General features: G+C 68.5%; 6 protein-coding genes. 3 read left to right on the forward strand and 3 right to left on the reverse strand.

The genetic code is table 11. The features are described from left to right. Nucleotides 1-36: 36 nt before the first annotated feature. From ACZ7KI_RS40075 to ACZ7KI_RS40085, 3 genes are all read left to right on the forward strand, one after another. On the forward strand, nucleotides 37-1,374 hold the full coding sequence (locus ACZ7KI_RS40075) for an LVIVD repeat-containing protein (RefSeq protein ID WP_470278224.1): 1,338 nt from the start codon (nucleotides 37-39) through the stop codon (nucleotides 1,372-1,374). Nucleotides 1,375-1,388: 14 nt separating this feature from the next. Continuing rightward, the gene (locus tag ACZ7KI_RS40080) at nucleotides 1,389-1,832 is read left to right on the forward strand and encodes a hypothetical protein (RefSeq protein ID WP_470278225.1); all 444 of its coding nucleotides are present in this window, start codon (nucleotides 1,389-1,391) and stop codon (nucleotides 1,830-1,832) included. Nucleotides 1,833-1,898: 66 nt separating this feature from the next. After that, nucleotides 1,899-2,978, forward strand: coding sequence for a hypothetical protein (locus ACZ7KI_RS40085; RefSeq protein WP_470278226.1), 1,080 nt, complete (start codon nucleotides 1,899-1,901; stop codon nucleotides 2,976-2,978). On the opposite strand, the gene ACZ7KI_RS40090 is transcribed toward ACZ7KI_RS40085, so the two are convergent. The 3 genes from ACZ7KI_RS40090 to ACZ7KI_RS40100 all read right to left on the reverse strand — a co-directional run bounded on the left by ACZ7KI_RS40090 (nucleotide 2,944) and on the right by ACZ7KI_RS40100 (nucleotide 5,750). Continuing rightward, the gene (locus ACZ7KI_RS40090; protein ID WP_470278227.1) at nucleotides 2,944-4,413 is read right to left on the reverse strand and encodes a HAMP domain-containing sensor histidine kinase; all 1,470 of its coding nucleotides are present in this window, start codon (nucleotides 4,411-4,413) and stop codon (nucleotides 2,944-2,946) included. The two genes, ACZ7KI_RS40085 and ACZ7KI_RS40090, sit on opposite strands and share 35 nt — an antisense overlap. Beyond that, nucleotides 4,410-5,099 (reverse strand): winged helix-turn-helix domain-containing protein, encoded by a 690-nt coding sequence (locus tag ACZ7KI_RS40095; protein WP_470278228.1) that lies wholly within the window; start codon nucleotides 5,097-5,099, stop codon nucleotides 4,410-4,412. The genes ACZ7KI_RS40090 and ACZ7KI_RS40095 overlap by 4 nt, the downstream gene beginning before the upstream one ends. Nucleotides 5,100-5,207: 108 nt before the next feature. Next, entirely contained in the window at nucleotides 5,208-5,750 is a 543-nt protein-coding gene (locus tag ACZ7KI_RS40100) for a DUF4232 domain-containing protein (protein ID WP_470278229.1), read from the reverse strand. Nucleotides 5,751-6,096: the final 346 nt, after the last annotated feature.

The following is a 6,096-nucleotide window of genomic DNA, read 5'->3' on the forward strand; positions in this document are numbered from 1 at the left end:
GGACCAGCCTGGGAGGAATCTGTGCGAGGAAACTGGTTGCTTCGTTCATGCCTGGCGATCGCCACGGTCACCACGACCCTGATCGCCACCGGCCTGCCCGCCGCCGCCTGCGGCGAGGAGGACAAGCCGTCGAGTGAGAAGGTCCGGGTCTCGGGCGAGCCCGGCGCGGTGAAGAACGTCAAGGCCGTCGGCAACGTGCCCGACGCGCAAGGCGCCATCGCCATGGGCTTCCTGCAGTACGGACACCGCGACGTCATGGCGGTCTCCGGCGAGTTCGGCCTCAAGGTCTACGACCTCACGAAGAACCCCACGGCGCCGAAGCTGATCGGCGAGGTCAGCCTGCCCGGCCTGTGGGAGACCGAGGACACCGAGGTCGACGTCGAACGCAAGCTCGTCTTCCTCGCGCGGGACCCGCGTGCTTACGGCGGCACCACTCAGACCGGTGAATCCGGGATCTACATCATCGATCTGAAGAACCCGGACAAACCGGCCATCCTGAGCTACACCAAGGTGCCCGCCGGACATACGACCAGCTGTGTCGACAACTGCCGGTACCTCTGGACCGGCGGCCCGGCGAAGGCCGCGAACCAGCCCGCCGACTGGGGTGGCCGCCCGATCTGGGTGACCGACATCCGCGATCCGCGCAACCCCAAGACCTTCCCGAACCCGATCGAACTCGCGCGCAACGACGGCAAGACCGACTACGTGCACGACGTCCAGGTCGACGACGAGGGAGTGGCGTGGGTTTCCGGGCGCGGTGGCGTCCGCGGTTACTGGACCAACGGCTATCACCGCGATCCCGTGCAGGGGAAGGTCCGCCGCGCGACCGCGTTCGACCCGGTCCCCTACGCCGGTGGCGGGATCGAGGAGACGGCGGCGCCGTCGAAGTTCATGCACAACAGCTTCCACCCGGCAGGGCACCGCTCGGCCGACGGTGCCGACTCGAGCCGCTGGCACGGCCGCGATCTCATCTACGCCACCGAGGAGAGCTTCCTCGACGGCTGTGCCGGTGACGGCGTGCTGACGATCTCGTCGCTGCAGAACTCCTACAACGGCGAGGGCTGGCGTTCGACGCCGGAGAAGCCGTTCCGCCTCAAGTCCGTCGGCACCTGGAGCGTCGCCGGGCAGGAAGGCAGCGACCCGACGACGGGTGACTGCTCCGCGCACTACTTCGACGTTCGCGGCAAGGTCCTCGTGCAGTCGTTCTACACGCAGGGCACGCGCTTCCTCGACGTCAGCGACCCGACCGACCCGAAGCAGATCGCCTACTTCCGCCCGGCGGACGCCAGCGCGTGGGCGCCCTACTGGCACAAGGGTTACGTCTACGTCGCCGACAACACTCGCGGAATCGACATCCTGAAGCTCACCGCCTGAGCCAAGATGTCCCCATGCGCATCATGGGGAAGACGTTGGGGAGCACGGCCGCGGTCGTCCTGATCGCGGCCTGTACTCCGCCTCCGCCCGAAACACCGCCTGTGTCCACCGATCCGGCGCCGGTCGCCGAGACGTTCCCGGAGGTCGGCGAGATCGTCGAAGCCTCTTGGGTCGAGGAGAAGATGGGCGGCGCCGAGGGCCGGGTCGCGGCGCCCGGGCCCAGCGACTTCCGGCTGACCGCGCTGGTGAAGCTCGGTCCCGAAGCCGTCCCGAAGGTACTGAGCAGCTACCAATGCTCGCAGGTGGGGCAGGTGCCGAACACGCCGGAACGACTGAAGCCGCTCATCCCCGCCAAGGTCTCCTGGCTTTCCTGCGACCTGCCCATGACCGGCAAGGCCCGGACCGCCTACGTGGTGCCAGGTTCCGAACAGGCCGTGCTGATCTCCCAGACGATGTGACAAAGCCGTGCGGAACCGGTGATCCGCCGTCATCGTGGCCGCATGATCCGTTTCTAGCTTGACGTCATGACCACCTTGCTCGAACGGCCCCCGGCCGTCGTGGCCGTTCCGGAGAAGACCCCGCGGCGGAGTATCACGGTCCTGTTCGTGATCGCCGTCCTCGTCGCGGGGTACACCGGGCTCCGGTTGCCGGGGGAGTGGGCGGCGACGCTGCAGTCGGTCTCGCTGATCGACGGATTCCACCGGCGCTTCCTCGTCGGCACGCTGCTGTACCCGTTCGGCCATGACTACGCGGTCTTCGCGGCCGCGAGTTTCGCGATCCTCGGCGCACTGCTGACGGTCGTGACGATCGCGTTCTTCCGCGGTCGCACCGAGAGCCGGCGGCTGGTGATCGTCGGCTGGCTCCTGATCCCGGCGGGCGGGTACCTCTTCCACGAGGTCGGCTACCTCGACCAGGCGCTGTATCTCCTGCTGTTCGGGGCACTGTGGGCGCTGCACCGGAACCGGGCGGCGCTCGCGAGCGCGGTGGTGGCACTTTCGATGACCGCACACGAAATCGCGCTGCTCACCGTCCTGCCGGTGTTCGGCTTCGCGGTGCTCCGGAAGTACTCGTTCGGCCGTGCCTGCGCGGTGCTCACCCCGCCCGCGTCGCTCGGCCTGCTGATCCTCGCACTGCCACCCGCCGCGCCCGGCGCCGTCGAAAGGTTCCGGCGGTCATTGTCCACAGCGGACTTCGCGTATCGCGGTGACGCGCTCGAGTTGTTCGAGCGCACGCAGGCCCAGAGCTGGCAGCTGTACTCGATCACGAACGTGCTTCTCTACCTGGTGCCGATCGCGGTCGTGGTGCTCGGTGGTTTCCTGCTCCTGCACCGGCCTTCGCTCGGGGCCGCCCTGCCCGTGGCCGCGATCGCGGCACCCGTGCTGCTCGCGTTCGGCGGCTGGGACGACGCACGCTGGGGCTTCCTGCTGGTGAGCAACTTCGCGATCGTGCTGTGGCTGTGGCTCGGAGATCGGGAACTGAAGCTGCCTCAGGTCGGTGCCCTGGCCGCGATCCTGTTGATCCTCACGCATATCCCGATGCCCTACTTCGACGGCTACGTGCCCCGCGGCCTCACGCTGGTGACTCCCGTGGAAGCCGCACGGTGAAGACGGCGCCGTGATCGTTGCCGACGGTGATGTCGCCGCCGTGGATCCGCGCGTTCTCCCGCGCGATGGACAGCCCCAGCCCGCTGCCTTCGGTCGCCTGGCGGGCGTGATCGCCCCGGATGAACCGGTCGAACAGGATCGGGAGCAGATCCTCGGGAACCCCCGGACCGGAGTCCGCGACCCGGATCGTCACGCCGTCGATCTCGCCGTCCAGTGTCACCGTGATCGGGGTACGGCCGTGCCGGGCGGCGTTGGCCAGCAGGTTGCACACGATGGTGTGGACGCGGCGCGGATCGGCGACGACGGTGGTGTCACCGGTGCTCGTGACCTCGACGGGTGTCTCGGGCACGCTGGTCTCGATCGCGTCCTCGACCAGCGCGGGAAGGTCGACCGGCTCGGGACGGAAGTCGGCGGAACCCGCGTCGAACCGGGAAATCTCCAGCAGGTCTTCGACGAGCTTCGCCAGCCGCCGGGCCTGCGTGCCGAGCAGCGCGGTCGCGCGGGTCCGGGTCTCGGGGGTGGCGCTGTCGAGGCTGTCGACCGTGGCGACCATCGAGGCGAGCGGCGTCCGCAGATCGTGGGCGACGTCGGCGACGAACCGTTGCTGCTGGCGGTCCTTGGCGCGTAGTTCCCCGATGGCCTCGCTGACCCGGTGCGCCATCGTGTTGAACGACCTGGCGAGGTCGGCGAGTTCGTCGCGCCCTTTGACCGGGACGCGGACGTCGAACGCGCCGTCGCCCAGTTCCCTGGCGGCGGAGGCGACACGCAGCACCGGCCGCCGGATCCGGCCCGCCGCGAAGACTGCGGCCGCCACGCCGAGAACGGTGACACCGAGCGCGATGTACGCCAGTTTCCACCGCTGGGCCGCCAAATCCTGCTCGAACGTGGTGAGGTCGAAGAACTGCACGACCCAATACGCGACGAAGTTCGCGCTGACCACCAGAAGCCTGCGGCCGGTGGCCGGATCGGTGGTGGTCGTCGACAACAGGTCTTTCGGGCTCAAGGTCCGCAGGAGCACCACGTCCTTCACGCTGTCCAACGCCGCCCTTCGGTCGGGAGGGCTCGTGTTCTTGGCGCCGGTCGACCAATCGAAGCTTTGTGACGAGGACTTGACGACTTCGGGAGGTCCTTGGGGCGGCATGAAGTCGTCGTTGGTCAAGGGGGGATTGCTCGTGACGAGCATCCAGTCCGCCGCCGCCGTGTCCATTCCTTGGGAGAAGAGCTCCAAGGCCTCTGGGTTGCCCGCCATGAAGTGTTCGAGGTGGGGCCATGCCTGCCCGAACATCGCCCCGAACGAGGTCTTGGCCGCGGCGGTGAACCTGTCGAGCGCGTCGTCCTCCTGGATCTTGGCCGCGGAGAAGGCCATGACGGCCGTCGCCGTGGTGGTCACCACCACGACCGCCGCGGTCACCCGGGCGCGGAGTCCGAACCTCATTCGACCACCAGCCGATAACCGAGCCCACGGACCGTCTTCAGCACCACGGGATTCGCGGGATCGTCCTCGATCTTCGCGCGCAGCCGCGCGACCGCCGCGTCGACGATCCGCGAGTCGCCGACGTAGCCGTAGTCCCACACCCGTTTCAGTAGCGACTGCCTGCTCAGCACCTGGTTCGGATGCTCGGCGAACTCCACGAGCAGCCGGATCTCGGTCGCGGTGAGCGCCAGTTCGGCGCCGTCGCGGGTCACACTCATCGCGGCGGCGTCGATCTCCAGGCGTCCCGCCCGGAGCCGCCCCTCCGCGGGCCCGGAGGCGGTGACGGCACGACGGCCGATCGCCTTGATCCGCGCGTCGATCACCCGGGGTTCGGCCGGTTTGACCACGTAGTCGTCGGCGCCGCATTCCAGCCCGGCGACGATGTCGATCGGGTCGCCGCGCGCGGTCAGCAGCACCAGCGGCAGCCTGCTTCGCGCACGGATCCGGCGGCAGACCTCGAAGCCGTCCATCCCGGGCAGCATGACGTCGAGCAGCACGAAGTCGAGTTCGAGCCGGTCGGCGAACAGCAGGTCCAGCGCGCGCTCCCCGGTCGGTGCGACGACGATGTCGTGCCCGAGCGCCTTCAGCGCCAGCGTGAGCGCTTCGGCCAGGGCTTCGTCGTCTTCGACGAGCAGGATGCGCGGCATGGAGGTCCCCTCAAGATCGCGTTCGTCACCGATCGTAAGGGCGTCCGCGCACACTTCCCGGTGGTTCGTGCGGAACCGTGGCAGTCCCGTGCGGTCTCGTCACAAAGGTCAGTTCTTGAGCTTCGGATTCCAGGCGGTCAGCGTGAGCTTGCCGGTGGTGCCGAGATCGGTGTCGACGGCGATCCGCTGCTCCGGGTCACCCTTCGCGGCCGCGACGGTCACGTACGCGCCCGCTTCCGGTGAACCCACCGTGACGGTGTTCGACCACGAGACGACCGACAGCAGTGTGCCGCCGGGCTGGATCGTCTGCGGTGCCACGCCCGGATCGATCGCCATATACGACGAGCCGTGCTCGACCTGGACGTTCATCGGCTGCTTTTCCTTGTCCAGCAAGCGGACTTCGGGATAGCCGGTGAGTGTGCGCGGTGCGGTGCCGCAGTTGGTGAGGGTGAGCACGATCGCGCGGTGGCCCAGCGCCGCGTCGACCGGCCCGGACTTCACCGTGACACCGGTGTCGAGACAGCCCGCCGGTTCCACGGTGCCGGGCTCCGGCGTGTAGACGGTCAGCGGGGCCGGAGCCGGGGGTGGTGGCGGGGTGCAGGCCGTCGCTAAGAGCAGCATTCCGCCCAGCAACCCCGGTTTCGCCAGCATTGCCGGACTCTATCGAAGTCCGCGGTGGCCTCGTCGTGAGTGCATTGGGTTACCGAGGGTGTCGTGTTGGTAAAGCCTCTTTCGCAACCTTCACCGTTGCGAACGAGGCTTTCACAACGTTGGTGGAGGCGGGGAAGGCTCAGGTGGTCGCTAGCGCCACGCTTGAGACCGTGACCGTCCCGGGCGAGGCACCGAGGACACCCGCGCCGCCTCTTGACCGCCGCCTTGGGGGTGGGGGGGGGGGGTGGGGGGGGGGAGGGACCCCCAAGAGAAACCCCCACACCCCCCCCAAAGCACAACCGCCCCCCCCCCCCCCAAAACCACCCCCCAAAAGCGAGAAAGACCC

This window comes from Amycolatopsis sp. NPDC039088, assembly GCF_055598845.1.